The 15,808-nt window shown below is 50.3% G+C and carries 12 protein-coding genes and 1 pseudogene; 5 read left to right on the top strand and 8 right to left on the bottom strand.

Annotation, left to right across the window (positions count from 1 at the left end; all coding sequences use genetic code 11):
* Nucleotides 1-3: 3 nt before the first annotated feature.
* The gene (locus REH51_RS17505) at nt 4-660 is read right to left on the bottom strand and encodes a MiaE family protein (protein ID WP_039869102.1); all 657 of its coding nucleotides are present in this window, start codon (nt 658-660) and stop codon (nt 4-6) included.
* Nucleotides 661-1,183: 523 nt separating this feature from the next.
* Between REH51_RS17505 and acnB the strand changes: the two are divergent.
* The 3 genes and pseudogenes from acnB to REH51_RS17490 all read left to right on the top strand — a co-directional run bounded on the left by acnB (nt 1,184) and on the right by REH51_RS17490 (nt 6,433).
* Nucleotides 1,184-3,787: pseudogene (gene acnB / locus REH51_RS17500) on the top strand (bifunctional aconitate hydratase 2/2-methylisocitrate dehydratase).
* Between the two features lie 197 nt (nt 3,788-3,984).
* On the top strand, nt 3,985-4,479 hold the full coding sequence (rraA, locus tag REH51_RS17495; protein WP_498936458.1) for a ribonuclease E activity regulator RraA: 495 nt from the start codon (nt 3,985-3,987) through the stop codon (nt 4,477-4,479).
* A 67-nt stretch (nt 4,480-4,546) separates the two neighbouring features.
* Nucleotides 4,547-6,433: a glycerophosphodiester phosphodiesterase family protein gene (locus tag REH51_RS17490; RefSeq protein WP_498936456.1), complete on the top strand. Its 1,887-nt coding sequence runs from the start codon at nt 4,547-4,549 to the stop codon at nt 6,431-6,433.
* 189 nt (nt 6,434-6,622) lie between these two features.
* Here the strand turns inward: REH51_RS17490 and ppsA are convergent, their stop codons facing one another.
* Nucleotides 6,623-9,007 (bottom strand): phosphoenolpyruvate synthase, encoded by a 2,385-nt coding sequence (ppsA, locus tag REH51_RS17485; protein ID WP_009723412.1) that lies wholly within the window; start codon nt 9,005-9,007, stop codon nt 6,623-6,625.
* A gap of 321 nt (nt 9,008-9,328) precedes the next feature.
* Here ppsA and ppsR point away from each other — a divergent pair, with 321 nt between their 5' ends.
* Nucleotides 9,329-10,162, top strand: coding sequence for a posphoenolpyruvate synthetase regulatory kinase/phosphorylase PpsR (gene ppsR / locus REH51_RS17480; protein WP_009723413.1), 834 nt, complete (start codon nt 9,329-9,331; stop codon nt 10,160-10,162).
* A 9-nt stretch (nt 10,163-10,171) separates the two neighbouring features.
* On the opposite strand, the gene REH51_RS17475 is transcribed toward ppsR, so the two are convergent.
* From REH51_RS17475 to REH51_RS17460, 4 genes are all read right to left on the bottom strand, one after another.
* A complete protein-coding gene (locus tag REH51_RS17475; RefSeq protein ID WP_009723414.1) occupies nt 10,172-10,750 on the bottom strand; it encodes a hypoxanthine-guanine phosphoribosyltransferase in 579 nt (192 codons plus the stop codon).
* Nucleotides 10,751-10,802: 52 nt separating this feature from the next.
* Nucleotides 10,803-11,813, bottom strand: coding sequence for a beta-N-acetylhexosaminidase (nagZ, locus tag REH51_RS17470; protein ID WP_009723415.1), 1,011 nt, complete (start codon nt 11,811-11,813; stop codon nt 10,803-10,805).
* A gap of 76 nt (nt 11,814-11,889) precedes the next feature.
* Nucleotides 11,890-12,417 (bottom strand): L,D-transpeptidase, encoded by a 528-nt coding sequence (locus REH51_RS17465; protein WP_009723416.1) that lies wholly within the window; start codon nt 12,415-12,417, stop codon nt 11,890-11,892.
* The gene (locus REH51_RS17460; RefSeq protein ID WP_009723417.1) at nt 12,395-13,072 is read right to left on the bottom strand and encodes a TetR/AcrR family transcriptional regulator; all 678 of its coding nucleotides are present in this window, start codon (nt 13,070-13,072) and stop codon (nt 12,395-12,397) included. Before REH51_RS17460 ends, REH51_RS17465 begins: the two co-directional genes overlap by 23 nt.
* Nucleotides 13,073-13,422: 350 nt before the next feature.
* On the opposite strand from REH51_RS17460, the gene lexA reads away from it, so the two are divergent.
* The gene (gene lexA / locus REH51_RS17455; RefSeq protein ID WP_009723418.1) at nt 13,423-14,100 is read left to right on the top strand and encodes a transcriptional repressor LexA; all 678 of its coding nucleotides are present in this window, start codon (nt 13,423-13,425) and stop codon (nt 14,098-14,100) included.
* Between the two features lie 59 nt (nt 14,101-14,159).
* Here lexA and REH51_RS17450 read toward each other — a convergent pair whose 3' ends face one another.
* Nucleotides 14,160-14,831: an energy-coupling factor ABC transporter permease gene (locus REH51_RS17450; RefSeq protein ID WP_498936454.1), complete on the bottom strand. Its 672-nt coding sequence runs from the start codon at nt 14,829-14,831 to the stop codon at nt 14,160-14,162.
* Between the two features lie 68 nt (nt 14,832-14,899).
* Nucleotides 14,900-15,754: a formyltetrahydrofolate deformylase gene (gene purU, locus REH51_RS17445; protein ID WP_009723420.1), complete on the bottom strand. Its 855-nt coding sequence runs from the start codon at nt 15,752-15,754 to the stop codon at nt 14,900-14,902.
* Nucleotides 15,755-15,808: the final 54 nt, after the last annotated feature.

Here is a 15,808-nt window from a genome sequence, read left to right as displayed (position 1 = left end):
GGCTCAAGCAGGCACACCGCTATGAAAACGAAAAGCCGTATCTGGCGAAGTAATCAACTCCGCTTCACGCGCCACAAAAAAGGCGATTCTGTCATCTATCGATGCCTCTGTTTGCTGTCTGGCAAGCAGCAAATAGTCTTCAAAGTGACGACCTTCTGACTTCACTAACGTGCGATAGAACCTTGCAAGCTCTTCATCTAAATAAGGTATTAAGCGCGCAAAGCGTTCGCAACTGCGTGCTTCAATGAGCGCACCAATAATTAACACATCAATTAAGCGGTCAGGATCATTGCTGCGCAGATGCTTACGCAAGCCTTCGGCATAGCGTGAAGCAGTCAGGTGTATGTACGCCACGCCGCGCTTTTCCATTAAGCCAACAACCTGCTCGAAATGCAGCAACTCCTCTCGCGCTAGTTGCGACATTTTGCTTAATAATAACGGTTGGTCAACGTAACGGTAGAGCAGGCTCATTGCCGTTGAAGCGGCTTTCTTTTCACACTGAGCGTGGTCAATAAGAAGTGTCTCAGGATTAGCCAGTGCCCATTGCAGCCATGCATCAGGCGTTGGGCAAGCAAGAAACTGATGAAGACATTCCGGTAGTAAATCATCCGCCTGGAACGAATGACCTACCGATTGCAGCATATTTAATTGTATCGACATAACACCATTACCAAGCGCCTATCTCACTATTGTACAACATATAACCGCCCTTGGCGTTTGTCCCCTACCATTACGCTCGCCGTTGAAAGAGTCGTAACAGTACTTTTTATATAGCACACTACTAATATAAAAATACGCTTATATTGAAGCTCCACGCTTCAGCATCTGCGATTCTACTGTCGTCGTGATAAGAATACGACGAAATGACCAAACAGTATGGTAACGCGGCATCACAATAATCACACGTGCCCTCACTCTCATTTACACCTGTTCGGTAAAAAACTTCCACCCGCTGGATGAATTAAGATAAAAAAACGTGTCGTTAAGAAACCCTGCGCCACCTCCTCAACATAAAGTACAAGGCCCTCAAGAGCTTGTCGCCTTAACATTGTCGACAGTTTCCCGTAGAATCCATTTCATCCACCAGACGCTGTTTGTCAAGCGTATGTCACGTGTCCGGGCACATACTCAATACCGTGTGGGTATGCGTTCGTCACCATTAAGAAGATGAGAGGGCCCCAACGTGCTTGAAGCTTACCGCCAACATGTCGAGGAACGCGCTGCAGAGGGCGTACCGCCCAAGCCCCTGAACGCCGAACAAGTTGCTGCCTTAATTGAGCTACTTAAAAATCCGCCGGCAGGTGAAGAAGAGTTTATCCTTGATCTAATCACCAACCGAGTGCCCCCAGGCGTTGATGAAGCTGCTTATGTAAAAGCAGGATTCTTAACCGCGATTGCTAAAGGTGAAGCCACCTCTCCGCTGATCGACAAGATCCATGCCGTCAAACTTCTTGGCACCATGCAAGGCGGGTATAACATCGTCTCCATGGTTGAACTATTAGATAACGAAGAACTTGCCCGTGAAGCTGGTGAACAGCTCAAGCATACCCTTCTCATGTTTGATGCGTTCCATGACGTTGAAGAGCGCTCCAACAAAGGTAATGCCGTTGCTAAGGACGTTATTCAGTCCTGGGCCGAGGCGGAGTGGTTCCTCTCCAAGCCTGCATTGGAAGAGAAAATCACGTTAACAGTCTTCAAGGTTCCTGGTGAAACCAATACCGATGACCTGTCTCCTGCGCCTGACGCATGGTCGCGCCCTGACATCCCGCTGCATGCCAACGCAATGCTCAAGAACGAGCGCGAAGGTATTGAGCCCGAAGTCCAAGGCACAACCGGCCCGCTGAAACAAATTGAAGACGTAAAAGCGAAAGGCTTCCCTGTTGCCTACGTGGGTGACGTTGTGGGCACTGGCTCTTCTCGCAAGTCCGCCACTAACTCTGTTTTGTGGTACTTTGGCGACGACATTCCTTATGTGCCTAACAAGCGCGCTGGCGGCTTCTGTTTCGGCGCCAAAATTGCGCCAATCTTCTTCAATACAATGGAAGATTCTGGTGCACTGCCGGTTGAAATGGATGTTTCCAAACTGGAAATGGGCGACGTCATTGATGTCTATCCTTACGAAGGTAAAGTGTGCAAGCACGGCACCGACGAAGTACTGACAACCTTTGAGCTTAAAACCCAACTGATTCTTGACGAGGTGCGTGCCGGTGGACGCATTCCGCTGATTATTGGTCGCGGTTTAACAGGTAAAGCGCGTGAATCGCTAGGCCTTGAGCCCTCTGATGTCTTCCGCTTGCCAGACCAGCCGGTTGATACTGGTAAGGGCTTCACCCTTGCTCAGAAAATGGTGGGTAAAGCTTGCGGCATGGACGGCGTGCGTCCCGGCATGTACTGCGAGCCCAGGATGACAACAGTTGGCTCTCAGGACACAACTGGGCCGATGACCCGTGACGAGCTGAAAGATTTAGCGTGTCTTGGTTTCCAGGCCGACTTGGTAATGCAGTCATTCTGTCACACTGCAGCCTATCCAAAACCTGTCGATGTGGATACGCACCACACACTGCCTGACTTCATCATGAACCGTGGCGGCGTCTCTCTTCGCCCCGGCGACGGCATCATCCACAGCTGGCTGAACCGCATGCTGCTGCCCGACACGGTGGGTACCGGTGGCGACTCGCACACTCGTTTCCCGCTGGGCATTTCGTTCCCAGCAGGCTCTGGCCTGGTAGCGTTTGCCGCCGCGACCGGCGTTATGCCCCTGGATATGCCCGAATCCGTACTGGTTCGTTTTAAAGGCGAGCGCCAGCCGGGTGTAACACTGCGCGATTTGGTTCACGCTATTCCGCTTTACGCCATCAAGAAAGGTCTGCTAACCGTTGAGAAATCCGGTAAGAAGAACGCTTTCTCTGGTCGCGTATTGGAAATTGAAGGTCTTGAAGACCTGACCGTCGAGCAAGCTTTCGAACTTTCTGACGCCTCAGCTGAGCGCAGTGCGGCTGGCTGTACGATTACGCTGTCTGAAGAGAGCGTCACTGAGTACTTGAAATCCAACATCACACTGCTGAAGTGGATGATTGCTAATGGTTAAGGCGACGAGCGCACTATTAGCCGCCGTATTGAAGGTATGGAAGCATGGCTTGCTAACCCAAGCTTGATGCGTGCTGACAAAGATGCAGACTATGCCGAAGTCATCGAAATCGATCTGAGCGAAATTAAAGAACCCGTTCTTTGTGCGCCTAATGATCCCGATGATGCTCGCCTACTGTCTGACGTTGCTGGCGAAAAAATTGATGAAGTATTTATTGGCTCGTGCATGACCAACATTGGTCATTTCCGTGCAGCGGGTAAACTACTTGAAAAACAGCCTGCGGGTAGCCTAAAAACTCGCCTTTGGCTGGCGCCGCCGACCAAAATGGATCAACACCAGCTTACCGAAGAAGGCTATTACGGCATTTATGGCCGTGCTGGCGCCCGCATGGAAATGCCGGGATGTTCTCTGTGTATGGGTAACCAGGCACGCGTTGCAGCGAAAAGCACTGTTGTGTCTACGTCTACACGTAACTTCCCGAACCGCTTAGGTGATGGTGCAAATGTGTACCTCGCTTCAGCGGAACTTGCAGCCGTTGCTGCCGTGGAAGGCCGCCTTCCAACAGTAGAAGAGTACCAGCGTTACATGAGTGAATTTGACGCACTCGCTGGAGAAATATATCGTTACATGAACTTCCACGAAATCGAGGAGTATCAAAAAATCGCCTCGAACGTGATTCCGGTTGCTCAAGAAGCTTAATACTCTTGCAGCACCGAACCTATCGCCGATGCTCGCAACATCGCAAGCAGGATGACAATGTCCCCTTCTTGAGCCGATGACCGAACGCCCTAACCTGTAACCAGGTCAGGGCGTTTTTTTTATAGCCGCCTGGTTTTCATCAGCGGGTCTTCATAGACTTATAGTCTTTCGTAAACAATGCTTCATAGGAGCGTGTAATGACACATGCAACCCCTGTTGTCACACCGGATTTATGTGATGCGTATCCTGATGTGACAGTACTTGAACCGATGTTTGCTAACTATGGCGGCGTCGACAGCTTTTACGGCCCTATTCGTACCGTTAAGTGCTTTGAAGACAACTCAATGGTTAAGCAAGCCGTTGCCGAACCAGGTGATGGTGCAGTGCTGGTGGTTGATGCTGGTGGCTCTCACCGCTGCGCCATGCTAGGTGATATGCTCGCCGAGAAAGCCGCTGAAAATGGTTGGGCTGGCGTGGTGATGTATGGCTGCGTGCGAGATGTCGATATTCTTGTCACGCTGCCGCTTGGTATTCAAGCATTGGGTAACCACCCGCGCAAAAGCGAAAAGCGCGGTGAAGGGCAACGTGATATTCCAATTACATTTGCGGGCGCCACAATAAGCGCTGGGCAATGGCTTTACGCAGATAACAACGGCATTATTATCGCCGAAAAACCGCTTGAGCTTTCCTAGGGCAATGGCTTGCCAGGAGTGGCGCATAGTGCCACCCTGGTAATTCAACTCTGACAAAATTGTGACCATGCAGCCGCTAAACCAATTGGGCTACACCCTACTTCGTACTCTGCGCGACCATCTTCGTCCTCTCATTGCCTACCACCTGCTTTTTACGCTATTGGCCTCTGCCCTTATAGTGCCGATGATTGCGTGGGTCTCTCGGGCTTTGCTAGCGCAACTCAACCGAACAGTGGTAACCAATGATGCACTGATTGCACTGCTATTCAGCCCACTGGGCTTAGTCGCGATGCTCGTGGGCCTTGGTTTTGCATTCTTACTGATTTATTGGCAACAAGCAGGAATGCTGCTGGTTGCCGTAAGACCTAAAGACAACCACTACCGACTCGCCTTTGAAGCGCTTTGGTTGAGCACCCGTCGCTTGCCAGCACTCGCGGGTTTGGTGATCCTTCAGGTAGGCTCCCATCTACTGCTCTTAGCCCCTTTTATGCTGGGCTTAACGTGGCTTTATGACGTCTGGCTAAGCGGTATAGATCCTTACTACTTACAGCAACCCCGCCCAGCCTCACTTTGGTATTTTATTGCTTGCGCACTGCCTTTAATGATTATCTGGCTTGGGCTTTCTGCATGGCTTTACCTACGCTGGTTACTGGCGCTTCCTCTGGTCGCCCTGGACAACTGCTCCCCCTTTCGAGCACTTAAGCGTAGCGTACATTTGACTCGAGGCTGGCATCGTTCGATTGGCGTGGCGGTTCTGACACTACTGATTGTCATTATCAGCCTGCCGATTATCTCAACATGGGTATTTGATAGTGTCGTGACGCCTCTCTTGTGGGGGCTACCCGAACATAACGCTGTGCTGATTCCAGCGATGCTGGCTTATATAACCAGCTACGTACTCGTCACATTAACCATTACATTTTTAGGTATTGCCACCAATGCTCTACTATCCGCATGTCTTTACTTGCAGCTAGCTTATCGCGAAGCGCGCCCATCTCCTCGTTCAGAAAACGCTCACCCTGGGCGCCTTGCATGGGCTATTGAGTTGAGCGTGCTGTTACTGGCTGGGCTACAAGCTTGGTGGATACTCAACAGCTTTGAAATACGCGATAACGTAGCTATCATCGCCCATCGCGGAAGCTCGATGGTAGCGCCAGAGAATACCTTAGCCGCGATAAGGCAAGCGCTTGAAGATGGTGCTGACGCCATTGAATTGGATGTTCGCCTGAGTGCCGATAATCAAGTACTTCTCTATCATGACCGGAGTCTGGCCCGTCTCACCGGCGATCGACGAGAATTTGACGACCTCAGCCGAGCAGAATTGAGCGAATTTGATGTAGGCAGCTGGTTTGGCGATGCCTTTCAAAACGAGAGAATTGCAGGGCTGGATGATGCACTGGCGCTAGTGCGAGGCCATGCAGGCTTAATGATTGACATGAAGCCATCACCGGGCAACGAAGAGAGGCTTGCTCGGGCCGTATTGGCCACCCTCGCAGCAGAAAGCGATATCCGTTACCGCTGTTGGGCAACCCAAGAGAATGCTCTATATGCCAACGCAAACTGCGGGTTTCCGAATGTGCTCTTGGAAATGCGAATGGCGACCATGTCGCCCAGTATGGTTACCTATTTAAAACAGCAAGCACCCGAATTACGCGTCACTCTACTCGCCCAATTGATCTTGGCTGGCACATTGGATCGACGCCAATTTGATGCGTTAGGCCTTCGCCATAATCGCATCACCCCGCAGGAAATTCGATTGGCTGCGCTTTATAATTACGAAATACATGCATGGACAGTTAATGACCAGGCTAGCATGTCGACACTTATTGATCTTGGTGTAGATGCAATAATCACCGACTATCCAGACCGTTTGAGCGAGCTAATAGAAGACCGCCGCGCGCTGAGCGACGGCAGTCTAATGCTGGTAAAACTGCGTAACTGGCTACGTCAGTAAATTCAGGTATTTGGATATTTATTATGTGGGTTAGTCACCCATAACCCTCGCGACGCTTCAACATTCGATAACTCAAACCAAAGCTTAGCCTATAAAACACAGTCGCCCGGCACAATGGCCGGGCGAAGATGGGCAACTAAATCTGCTATGTTGCTAGGTGGTGTTACAAGACAGTGTTGTTGAATAGCGTTACTCGATGGTTTCACCCGCCAACATAAACCAAGTTTCCAGCACTGCATCTGGGTTTAAAGAGACAGAATCTATTCCCTGTTCCATTAACCACTTGGCCAGATCTGGGTGATCAGAGGGACCTTGGCCACAAATGCCAACGTACTTGCCTTGAGCTTTACATGCTTTAATGGCCATTGCTAACAGCTTCTTCACCGCCGGATTTCGTTCATCAAACAGATGCGCAACGATGCCTGAATCACGATCAAGACCAAGCGTCAACTGAGTCAAATCGTTAGAACCAATAGAGAAACCATCGAAGTACTCTAGGAACTCATCGGCCAGTAGCGCGTTGGCAGGCAACTCACACATCATGATAACTTTTAAGCCATCAGGATTAGACTCACCGCCCCGCGGCAAGCCGTTAGCCGCTAGCAACTCTACTACCTCGCGCGCCTCATCAGTTGTACGAACGAAGGGCACCATGATTTCAACGTTATCAAAGCCCATTTCCTCACGAACCCGCTTAAGCGCTCGACACTCAAGCTCAAAACAAGGCCTGAAGGCATCTGAGATATAACGCGAAGCTCCCCTAAAACCAAGCATTGGATTCTCTTCACCCGGCTCATAAAGCTTGCCGCCAATAAGGTTCTCATACTCATTCGATTTGAAATCAGAGAGTCTTACGATCACCCGCTGAGGGTGAAAAGCAGCGGCTAGGGTTGAGATGCCTTCGACCAGCTTATCAACATAGAAACTGACAGGATCATCATAACCGGCGGTGCGTAAATCAATGACCTGCTGAAGATCGGCAGGCAGCGTGTCGTAATCCAAAAGCGCTTTGGGGTGCACGCCAATCATACGGTTAATGATGAATTCCAACCTGGCAAGACCGACCCCAGCATGGGGTAAGCCAGCAAAGCCGAAAGCACGGTCAGGGTTACCCACATTCATCATAATTTTGAAGGGAATCTCTGGCATCGCATCGACACTTGAAACCTTGCAATCGAATGCCAGGAGACCTTCATATACGTGGCCAGTGTCACCTTCGGCACAGGAAACGGTGACATCAATGCCCTCTTTAAGCTGAGTGGTTGCATCCCCGCAACCTACTACTGCAGGAATACCAAGCTCCCGGGCAATAATAGCCGCGTGACAGGTTCGCCCCCCACGATTAGTAACAATCGCAGATGCACGCTTCATGATCGGCTCCCAATCCGGGTCGGTCATGTCGGTCACTAGGATGTCACCTTCTTGAACCTTGTCCATTTCTTCAGGGCTTAGGACGGTTTTGACCGTACCACGACCAATTCGCTGACCAATCGCCCGCCCCGTAATCAGCGTGCGTCCTTTTTCGCGCAGGTGGAAGCGCTCCAACTTGCCACCCTCCTGCTGTGAAACCACGGTTTCAGGGCGCGCTTGAACGATGTAGAGCTGACCATCATCTCCATCCAGTGCCCATTCGATATCCATTGGACGCTGGTAATGGTCTTCAATGGTCATGGCTTGCCGTGCAAGGTCCATGATCTGTTCATCGTTGATACAGAAGCGACCACGGTCTTTATGAGGCACATCAACGGTTTCAACTGACCTACCGGCACTGGCATCTTTCCCATAGATCATTTTGATCAGTTTAGAACCCAGCGTCCGGCGTAGTACCGCTGGACGGCCCGCTGCGAGCGTGGGCTTATGCACATAAAACTCATCAGGATTGACAGCCCCCTGGACGACGGTTTCGCCAAGCCCCCAAGAAGCAGTGACAAACACCGCATCGCGGTAACCGGACTCAGTATCCAGAGTAAACATGACCCCAGATGCGCCTGTTTCGGAACGAACCATCTTCTGAACACCCGCAGACAACGCCACATTTTCATGGGCGTAGCCGCGATGTACGCGGTAAGAGATGGCACGGTCGTTAAATAGCGATGCAAACACTTCATGCACCGCCTGTTTAATATTGTCAAAGCCTTCAATATTGAGGAATGTCTCCTGCTGACCAGCAAAAGACGCATCAGGCAAATCTTCTGCCGTTGCTGAACTGCGTACGGCGACTTTTAAACTGGGATGTTTAGCCTGAAGCTGCTCATAGGCATCTCGTAAAGCATTTTCAAATGCGGGGGGGAGCGGCGTATCGATTATCCACTGGCGAATAGTCTTGCCTGCCTCTGCCAGCGCTTTAACATCATCGACATCGAGGCGAGCGAGTGTGGCGTTAATACGATCATTTAGCCCCTTGTGAGACAGAAACTCGCGATACGCATGGGACGTCGTGGCAAATCCGCCTGGCACTGTTACGCCCACACCTGACAAGTTTGAGATCATTTCGCCAAGCGAAGCGTTTTTACCACCCACGCGTTCGACGTCTGCCATACCAAGCTGATCGAACCATAGAATGTACTCTTCCACGCAACCCCCTCGCTTTTAGACTGCTTTGCGACCCAATAGGCCGACTCTAATTGACCATGTCACACTAGCATCGACGCAACGCATTCGCCATTGGTCTAATAGCGAACAGAGTGGAGGATTTTTACAACAAAGTGCGATAAAGGGCTTTTTATGTAGTCTCAATGAGGTAGTTTTTATTAAATAGCTTTCATTAGATGGTTTTTATTAGATAGCTTTTATTAGCTAATTTTAAACGAATCGACGGGTGAATCGCTTGGCAATGATTGTGCTAATCCACCGCCCAACCCACAATAGCAACTTTACTTATTGACGGATTTAGTGATGAAGCGAACAGCCTTTTTTATTTCTGATGGTACTGGCATTACGGCAGAAAGCCTTGGACGCAGTCTGTTAGCTCAATTTAGTGATGTTGAAATTGATATGCTGACAAAGCCCTACATTGATACGCTGGAAAAGGCTCAAGCATTAGCGGAAATCATCGAGTCTACCGCCAACCGAGACGGCCAGCGCCCAATCATCATTGATACTATTGTGGATCAAGATATTCGCAACGTCATTCGACAGGCCTCCGGATTCAAGGTGGATATCTTCTCCACCTTTTTAGAGCCCCTAGAACAAGAGCTAGAAACACACTCCTCTTACAGCGTCGGCAGAACGCACTCGATTGGTAGCGATGATGTCTACATGGACCGCATTCATTCCGTCCATTTTGCGCTAGATAATGATGATGGTGCGCGGACTCACCAATACGATAAAGCCGATATTATTCTGGTTGGCGTCTCACGTTGCGGAAAAACCCCCACTTCTCTTTATCTAGCGCTTCAATTCGGCATTCGAGCAGCTAACTACCCTCTGACTGAAGATGACCTGGATGAAGATGGCAGTTTAAAGCTGCCTAGAGCATTAGCCCCCCATAGGCACAAGCTGTTTGGCCTAACGATTGATGCTCGCAGACTAGCAGCGATACGCAACGAGCGCCGCCCCAACAGCCGCTATAGCTCGATGGATCAGTGCTTGCGAGAAGTTGAACAGGCTGAATCGCTATATCGCTCAATGCACATTCCGTTCATCGACACGACGCGCTTTTCAGTAGAAGAGATATCAACCCGAATGATTGCGGAGACAGGCCTAGCTAGACGCTTTTCGCCCCGCTAGGCCAAACCATCACATTCCCTTGGGGGCAAATATTCCTGGGGCGTTACGCCAGTAGCCTTTGTAATCCATACCGAAACCGAAAACGTAACGATCTGCGACTTCAAGACTACAGTAATCGGCTTTTAAGCCTGGCACCGCTTTACGGTCGTGCTGCTTGTCCACCAGCACGGCCGTAGTAACGCTCGCCGCTTGGGCTTCCTCGCAGTAGGCAAGAATGGCCGCTAACGTAGACCCCTCATCAAGAATGTCATCAACGATGACTACGTGGCGCCCCGCCATGGGAATTTCTGGAGAAACGCGCCAAAAAAGTTCGCCACCACGTAATTCGTTGCGATAACGAGTCGCATGCAGATAATCCACTTCAAGAGGGAAACCTAATCGAGTTAGCAGGTGTCCTGTGGTAATCAAACCGCCATTCATTACGCAGTAAAAAACCGGTAACTTATCCCCTAGATCTTTGCTAATTGCCTCAGCCATTCGATCCAACGCACGCTCAACCTGCTCCTGAGAAATTAAGCAATCAGCGTTATCCATCAGCTCACGCATTGAGTCGAGCGACTCAAGCGCCTCTTTATCCAGTTTGGACATTGGGTTACTCCAGGAAGGGGTTAACTAGTAAATGACTTAAGAAAGGATGTGCTTAATTTGCCAGCGCTTCTAATTTGGCGTGGGTGCGACGCCAGCGACCTAGTGCCGTTAGCGCATCCACGTCCGGGCGGGCCCGGCCATAGCGTAGTTTGGTTGGTCGTTTACTTTGCAACCCTTGGCATGCCTCAACAACTTCTAACGCTGCTGAGCGATCATTACAGACCAGCAGCATGTCACACCCAGCGGCAAGGGCAGCGTTAGCGCGTGCTTTCGGATCACCCGCTTCATGAGCACCCGCCATGCTTAAATCATCTGAAAAAATGCAGCCTTTAAACCCTAGGGACTCTCTTAGCATTCCCAACCAGTTAGGAGAGAAACCGGCAGGACGTGAGTCAAACGCGCTATAAATAACATGAGCCGGCATAACACCATCAAGCTGAGCCGCAAGCTGGCTAAACGGAACAAGATCACGCTGTTTAATAAGTGCCAGGGGGCGGTCATCCACAGGTAACGCCACATGTGAGTCAGCGGCAACGCCACCATGACCAGGAAAATGCTTACCTACCGCCGCCATACCCGCTTCATGCAAACCGTTGATAAAGCTATGACCCAGCGCTGCGACGTGCTCAGGATCAGTGCTAAAACTGCGATCACCGATAACGCTGGATATGCCACTTTCAACATCTAAAACAGGGGCAAAGCTGAGATCAAGACCGCACGCGGCCATTTCCATGCCCAGCAACCAACCCGCATCTTTAGCTAATGCAAGACCGGATGCCGGATCCTCAGCAAATAGATCGCCAATGCGTGCCATGGCAGGCATGCGAGTAACGCCATCTTTGATCCGCTGAACCCGGCCACCTTCTTGATCAATACCAAGTAAAAGCTCGCTGCGGACGCAACGAATATCACTGCAAAGTTTTCGAACCTGGTAAGCATTTTCGACATTTCTAGCGAATAAAATGACACCACCCACCGCAGGGTCCATCAAAAGATGTTTTTCAGCTTTAGTTAATCGCGGCCCTTCAAGGTCGAGCATGACCGGGCCTAAAGATTGAGTCATTGTGATGGATCCAACAAAAGGGCCGTCAATTTTAGTTGATCAGTCTCGCGTGTCAAAAAAACAGTAAATAAGTTGCCTAGACTTGACCATCGTGAAGCCAAACGGGTGTACCTGGCCGCGCATGATCAAAAAGATAAAGCAGATCACTATTTCGCAACCGGATACAGCCGTGTGAAGCAGCAACGCCCATCGGTTGATCAGCTGGTGTGCCGTGAAGATAGATGTAACGACGCTGTGTATCGACACTCCCGCCTCGGTTCACCCCTTTTTCTAAACCACACAGCCACAAGATGCGCGTTAATATCCAATCACGGTGAGGAAATTCCGCCGCGAGTAGCGGTGTAAACACCTCTCCAGTCCACCGACGCCCCCGAAACACTGCATTATCAGGTAATCCACCACCTATCGATGCGCGTATATAGTGCCATCCAAGAGGGGTTTGACCACTTCCCTCCTGCTGCCCTACGCCTTTCTCACCGGTTGACACAGCACACGTGTGTTGCAGCGTACGCCCCTGCCACCAGCATAGCTGCTGTCGTTTGGTATTGATCTCTATCCACCCTTCATCCTGAGGGGGTAGCTCAGCTAGCGTAGGCTTTCGCATAATGTCCTTCATCAACAGCAGGCGGCAGCGGTGCATTCATGGCGGCAACCACCACCGGACGTAAACGTCTTACTAAGTCCCTTACCGTTACTTGCTCATTATAGTCTTTCGCGGCAATGTCCCGCAGTGCATCTAAACCAGACAGCGTAAAAATCACGGTACCAAGCATGAAATGCAGTCGCCAAAAACGCTCAGCATCAGGTAAATCTGGCGTTGCTTGGCGCACCAGCTCAGTAAAGCGGGTGAACACGTCACCGTATTGCTGTTGGATATAACGTCGCAAATGCCCTTGTGCCTGGCTATACGCCAACCCTAGGAGACGCATAAACACCTTCAGGCTGTTGCGCTCAGCGGGCACTGCTAGCACCGTACCTGCCATTGTTTCCAACAGTACTTCAAGGGGAATCACATCCCCCTTGTACTGCGCTTCAAGTTCATCAAGCGCCGTATGAAAGCGTTGCGAGAACGGGTCTAAATAGCGCGCAAACACCGCTTGAATAAGCGCCTTTTTAGAACCAAAGTGGTAATTGACAGCAGCCAAATTGACCCGCGCTTTACTGGTAATATTGCGCAGCGACGTTTCGGCGAAACCACGCTCGGCAAATAGCACCTCAGCGGTATCGAGGATACGCGTTACCGTATCAGATTGCGCCATAGCGCCCTCCAGAAAACGAGTGTTTAAAACATCGTTAAATACTATGCCATAACGTTATTTGGCTCAATCACTTATCTTTAGCTTTTTGTCCAACGCAAAAAAGCGCCTTGGGCACATATTCAAACACCTACCGAATGACGCTATCCCGAATGACGCTATCGAGTTTGCCGTTGAGATAGCAGCATTTCCAAATTCATCACTCTCCCTCTAATTCTGATGTACTTACCACAGCGACTGCCATTGCAAGCGCTCTTGCATGTACTGGACAGAGCAACATACTGTATACTTAACCACATACTGTTTAAGCAGACATATAATCACTGTTTTTGTTCAATTTTTTGGAGTTTGTTATGTCGCGTCCACTCACTGCTCGTCAGCAGCATGTTTTTGATTTCATTGTTAAAACGATGGGTGAATTTGGCTACCCGCCGACTCGTGCAGAAATCGCCAAAGCGCTGGGCTTTCGTTCTCCTAACGCTGCCGAAGAGCATTTACGAGCACTTGAGCGCAAAGGTGCTATCCGCATCATTCGCAATACCTCACGTGGAATCCGACTGCCTAATCAGGAACCGCAGGATGTAAGTGACGTCTCGCCAACAACGCCTGCCACCAACGTGGAGCCCCTACCGAATGGCTTACCTGTCATTGGGGAAGTCGCTGCAGGAAGCCCGATTCTAGCAGCGGAACACATTGATCGTTATTGCCCACTACCCGCTGAGTACTTTACCCCCAAGGCGGATTACCTACTTCGGGTGCGAGGTTTATCAATGAAGGATGTTGGCATACTGGAGGGTGACCTTCTTGCTGTTCATCGCACAGATCGAGTTCGTGACGGCCAGATTGTCGTAGCTAGACTCGAAGATGAAGTGACCGTAAAGCGCTTTAAACGACAGGGCTATACGGTGACACTAATTGCCGAAAACAGCGACTTTGCGCCTATAGAAATTGACCTACGTACGCAGCAGTTAGATATCGAAGGGGTGGGTGTCGGTGTCATACGTGGCGGTAACGGCCAAGCATTGGGGTAAGCAAGCCTGCATGAATGTCGTAGAGGCAACCGATAGGTGCCTCTACGGCTAATGCAACGTTACTGAGAGTCTATATAGCGATGATCATTGAACGTGGCCACCCAGCTCGGATGGTACACCAGCAAAATGCTAAGCAACATGCCCGTAATGAAGGCCTCTGATGGCATTAATAGGGGTAAAAAGCGCGCATATTCTTGGGCTAAGTATATAGCCTCAGAGTCGGTACCCGCCGCGATTATTAGCAAGACAGCTGATAACCCACCTCCCAATGTTGCAAGCGCAGCGCCAAAAAAGCCGCATGCAAATAGAAAGACCATCAAGTTATCCGGTAGTCGCCGGTCTACCAATCGCCATACCAGCCCAGTAATGACCGCAGGCACAATGCCGGTTACTAGTACATTAGCGCCTAATAATACCCATTCATTGCGACCAATGGCTGACATCGCTATGTTAATCAGCACATTGCTGATTAACGCGAGAGGCACTTTAAATACCAACGCCATTAAGACCGTGAACACTAAGTGCAGAGTTAACCAATCCACTGCCTGAGCACGGAGCTGCCACATCAACACTACGGCAAGCGTTGTGGCCAACCAGCGATGCTGAAGTGCCACATCCTCTACCAGCGCCTGCCGGGGGCCCAGCCATAGCACCCACGCAAGTACGCTAAGCGATACCAACCACGTCAGGACCAATGCCCAGGGAGCTAAAACACTTTGCGCGAAAGACATGGAGGCCCCTATCTACATATCAGTTAACGACAAGTCAGCTATAAACCTTAATTCACTAAAAAACCTGATTAACTAAACACTACAGTCTTATTGCCATGGATTAATACTCGGTCTTCTAAATGCCATCGTAGGCCACGCGCCAATACCGCTTTTTCAACATCGCGTCCAAAGCGCACTAGGTCCGTCGGCGTATGGCAGTGGCTTACCCGATGGATATCTTGTTCAATAATCGGCCCAGCATCCAGTTCCTCGGTGACATAGTGACAGGTGGCACCAATAAGCTTAACCCCACGCTGGTAAGCTTGATGATAAGGCTTGGCACCGGCAAAAGAGGGTAAGAAACTGTGGTGGATGTTAATCACTCGCCCCGCGTAACGCGAGCAGAGAGAAGGCGGCAAAATCTGCATGTAACGTGCTAGCACAACGCAGTCTGCCCGGGCACTATCAATCTGTGCCTGAACCTGCTCAAAAGCGGCCTGCTTGTTATCAGGGTCTACGGGCACATGATGGTAAGGAATGCCATACCACTCAGTGAGTGACCGCATATCTTCATGATTTGAAATAACCCCGACAATATCGCAATCAAGCTCCCCTGCCTGCCAACGATAAAGCAGATCAACCAGACAGTGAGACTCACGCGACACCATCAGCACCACACGCCTGCGCTTTTGAGTATCAACCAGCGACCACTGCATATTAAAGGCTTCAGCCACGGGCTCAAATGCACTGCGTAAGGCCTCCGCCGACATACCCAGCGAATCTGCCAAAATTTCGTATCGCATGAAGAACCGGCCAGTCTCAAGATCAGAATGCTGGCTTGCTTCAGTGATAGAACCACCTTGTTGAGCAATAAAGCTTGAGACACGCGCCACAATGCCCACTTGATCAGGGCAAGAAACCACCAAACGGTAATAATGAGACATAAATAAACACTCTTGACATATTTTAACGGCACGTTCGACAAGCACCTACCAACG

This window comes from Halomonas bluephagenesis (genome assembly GCF_054790765.1).
This window is presented reverse-complemented; position numbering and strand designations above follow the sequence as displayed.

Coding starts and splice junctions, on each gene's coding strand:
- REH51_RS17505 (WP_039869102.1), bottom strand. CDS start 660: ATGTCGATACAATTAAATATGCTGCAATCGGTAGGTCATTCGTTCCAG.
- rraA (WP_498936458.1), top strand. CDS start 3,985: ATGACACATGCAACCCCTGTTGTCACACCGGATTTATGTGATGCGTAT.
- REH51_RS17490 (WP_498936456.1), top strand. CDS start 4,547: ATGCAGCCGCTAAACCAATTGGGCTACACCCTACTTCGTACTCTGCGC.
- ppsR (WP_009723413.1), top strand. CDS start 9,329: ATGAAGCGAACAGCCTTTTTTATTTCTGATGGTACTGGCATTACGGCA.
- REH51_RS17475 (WP_009723414.1), bottom strand. CDS start 10,750: ATGTCCAAACTGGATAAAGAGGCGCTTGAGTCGCTCGACTCAATGCGT.
- nagZ (WP_009723415.1), bottom strand. CDS start 11,813: ATGACTCAATCTTTAGGCCCGGTCATGCTCGACCTTGAAGGGCCGCGA.
- REH51_RS17465 (WP_009723416.1), bottom strand. CDS start 12,417: ATGCGAAAGCCTACGCTAGCTGAGCTACCCCCTCAGGATGAAGGGTGG.
- REH51_RS17460 (WP_009723417.1), bottom strand. CDS start 13,072: ATGGCGCAATCTGATACGGTAACGCGTATCCTCGATACCGCTGAGGTG.
- lexA (WP_009723418.1), top strand. CDS start 13,423: ATGTCGCGTCCACTCACTGCTCGTCAGCAGCATGTTTTTGATTTCATT.
- REH51_RS17450 (WP_498936454.1), bottom strand. CDS start 14,831: ATGTCTTTCGCGCAAAGTGTTTTAGCTCCCTGGGCATTGGTCCTGACG.
- purU (WP_009723420.1), bottom strand. CDS start 15,754: ATGTCTCATTATTACCGTTTGGTGGTTTCTTGCCCTGATCAAGTGGGC.